The organism is Actinomadura soli (assembly GCF_005889715.1).
GTDB classification, from domain to species: Bacteria; Actinomycetota; Actinomycetes; order Streptosporangiales; family Streptosporangiaceae; genus Spirillospora; species Spirillospora soli.
Genome location: NZ_VCKW01000468.1, coordinates 1 through 3,287, shown reverse-complemented (window position 1 = coordinate 3,287; position 3,287 = coordinate 1). Strand labels below are relative to the sequence as shown.

1 protein-coding gene and 1 pseudogene are annotated in these 3,287 nt (G+C 74.9%); both read right to left on the bottom strand.

The features are described from left to right. Nucleotides 1-1,520: pseudogene (locus ETD83_RS40715) on the bottom strand (hypothetical protein); the annotation flags it as partial. A gap of 60 nt (nt 1,521-1,580) precedes the next feature. Next, on the bottom strand, nt 1,581-3,287 hold a 1,707-nt coding region (locus ETD83_RS40710), incomplete at its 5' end, for an Hsp70 family protein (RefSeq protein WP_329603072.1).

Below are 3,287 nucleotides of genomic sequence, written 5' to 3'. Positions count from 1 at the left end.
AAGAGAATGACCCCCGACGGCTCCTCGACCTCCGGCAGCAGCGTCACCGGACGGCCCGCCGCGGGCGCGGACCAGATGCCCTCGGCCCGTCCCGCGAACACCGAGTAGTGCAGCTCCCGCGCCGCCGGCGGGTCGGGGTCGTGCAGCTCGTTGGCGTCGGTCTCGCCGATCGGCGTCCCGGCGGCGGCCCCGCTCGCGGGCGCGCCCGCGGACCGCACCACGCGGTACCGCACCGGCCCGACCCGCGCCGGGCCCGGCGTCCAGGCGATCGTCACCCGGCCCCGCCCGGCCCCGACGCGCACCTCCCCGGGCGGCGGCGGGGGCAGCGCCCGCAGCCGCTCGGTGATCGCGTCGTCGTCGCCGGCGACCCGGGACGCGCGGTCGAGCAGCTCGGCGGCGGTCTCGGTCCGTCCGGCGGCCCGCTCCCTGGCGGCCTCGGCGAGCCATCCGGCAACCCGCCGCGCCGCGTCCTCCACCTCGGCGCGCAGCTCCGGCGGGGCGTCCGCGGGCAGGCCCGGGAGCAGCCGCTCCGCCTCGCGCAGCCGCCCGTCCCGGAGCGCCTCCCCGAGCCGGCCCGCGACCCCGCCCGGACGGGCGCCGCGGGCCGTCATCGCCATCGCCAGCTCCTCGGCCTCGTCCGCGACGAGCCCGAGGTCGGCGGCCTGCCCCGCGAGGACCTTCGGCGCGAGGCCCGCCTCCGCGCCCGGCCGCAGGACCTCCATGACCTCCCAGAGCAGCAGGTCGTCGAGCCGTCCCGGGTCGCGCGCCGCCTCGGCCAGCGCCGCCAGGACGCCGTCGAGCGCCGCCTTGCCCTCGTCCCTGGCCCGTCCGGCGGACCGTTCGACGGCGTCCGCGATCATCTTCCCGGTCAGCGGCCCGGCGGGGCCCGCCGGCGAGGCGGTGACCAGCCGGAACCCGTCACGGAGGCGGAAGCCGCGGCCGACGGCGTCCGTCCCGACCACGGCCTCGGCCGACAGCCGTAACCGGAGCTGCCGCAGGCCCGCGCTCAACGTCCGGTACGCGGGCGGCGCCGTGTCGGGCAGCTCCCAGGCGCGCTCCACCACCCGCACGCCGCGGTCGGCCAGGATCCTGCGGACCCGGGCGTCGGAGCAGGCGCCGCCCGCACCGTTCAGCAGGACGTCGAAGGCGGCGCGGTTGATGCCCGTGGTGGTCTGGGCGAGCGTGCCCGCCTGCCGGGTCAGCCAGGCCGTGGCCTCGTCCACCCGGCGGCGGGTCTCCTCGGTCAGGCCGTCCCGGGTGAGGACGCCGGCCCGCTCAAGGTCGGCGTGCTCGATCAGGAGGGCGTCGATGAGCTTGGCGTACGTCTTCTTCTGCTGCCTGAGCGTCCGCCAGTACGCGACGACCTCCGCCAGGCGCGCGGCTACCTGCCGGTCGTCCTGCTCCCTGTCGCGCGCCTTGCCGGGCAGGGCGTAGCGGACGAGCAGGTCGGCGGGCGGCGCGTTGCCCCGGGCGCGGGCCGCGTCGAGCACGTCCCGGCGGTACGCGTCCCTGTCGAGCACGGTTCACCTCGTTCGTCCTAGAGGCTTCGGCGCGGGCTAGACGCTTCGGCGCGGGCCGGGTCACTCCGAGACCGCGTACCGCGCCACCGCCCGCTTCGCGAGATCGACCTGGGACTCGTCGAGCCCCTGGATCCGGACCTCGATGTGCAGGTCCTTCCCGGTCTGCAGCTCCACGGCGTGGACGCGCAGCGTGCCGAGCTCGTCCATGGCGAAGCTGATGTCGATCGGCGACCCCTTCCGCAGGCGCGGCAGGTCGGTGATGATCCCCTCGCCGATCTTGGCGTTGTCGGCCGGCTCCGCGGACTCCACCGCCCCAGCCTGCTCCCAGATCTCCACCTCGATCGCGGTCTGGTCCTCGTAGGCGGTGGCGAACCGCTCCGCCTCCGGCGCCGCGGGCAGCACCGTGTTCGCCCTGAGGACGTGGCTCACCGCGAAGACCTCGCCGCCGTCGTCGGCGAAGGACACCGTCTTCACCCCGAACGCGCGCGGCACCACCGTGCTCACCCGCCGTCCGGCCAGCATGCGGACCTTCTCCGGCTCCAGGCCGAGCTGGTCGGCGGCGTCCTGGACGGCCTGCTCCGCCTCGGCGGGCGACACCGGTTCCGCCCCCTCGCCCTCGCCCGGAAGCCGCACCTTGACCGCCTCGATGAGCGCGAACCTGGCCGCGCCCTTGGCGACGGCGAGGTCCGGGTCGTGCAGCTTGGGCTCGAACCCGAAGCGCTCGCGCAGCCCGGCGGCCACCGCGGGCATCCGGGACGAGCCGCCGACCAGCAGCACGTCGTCGAACCGGTCGACGCCCCGCTCGGCCGCGGCGTCGATGGTGCGCCTGGTGATCTCGAAGGTGCGGCCGAGCAGGTCCTCGGTCATGCCCTCGAACGCCTCGCGGGTCAGCTCCACCCGGGCGGTGCCGCCGTCGAAGCGCATGTTGTAGCGGCGCGACACCGCCGAGCTGAGGCCCTTCTTCAGGTCCTCGGCGGCGATCGCCAGCTCCTGCAGGAAGTCCTCGCTCTCGGCGGCGGACGAGTCCGGGTTCTCGCTCAGGAACGACTCCAGCAGGTGGTCGGCGATGCGGTCGTCCCAGTCGGCGCCGCCCAGCCGGTGGTCGCCGTCGGTGCAGACGACCCGGACGTCGTCGCCCTCCAGGCGGATGACCGTGGTGTCGAACGTGCCGCCGCCCAGGTCGTACACCAGGATCGTGGCGGACCCCTCGGCCGACAGCGTCTCGTAGTGCAGCGCCGCGGCCACCGGCTCCGGGATCAGGTTCAGCACGTTGAGGCCGGCGATCTCGCCCGCGTTGCGGGTGGCCTCCCGCTCGGCGACCCCGAAGTAGGCCGGGACGGTGATGACGACGTCGCGCACCTCCTCGCCGGTCTCCTCGGCGGCGGCGCGCGCCAGCTCCCTCAGGACCAGTGCGGAGATCGACTCGGGCGTGTGGGACGTGCCGTGGAACTCCAGCTCGAACTGCTGCCCCATCTGCCGCTTGATCAGCTGGACGACCTGGTCGGGGAACAGCTTGGCCGAGCCCTTGGCGTCCTGCCCGACCACGACGTTGTCGGGGGTCTCGAAGTAGACCGCCGAGGGCGTGGTCTCCTGGCCGATGGCGTTCTTCGCTATGACCGGCCGTCCCGTGTCGTCGACGTGGGCGATGCAGGAGTAGGTGGTACCGAGATCGATACCGTAAGTGGCCATGGACGGTCGTCCCCTCGTCAGGTCGTCGGGTCGGGAGTCACGGGTCGTGCCGCGGTCAGTCGTCGGCTCGGGCAGGAG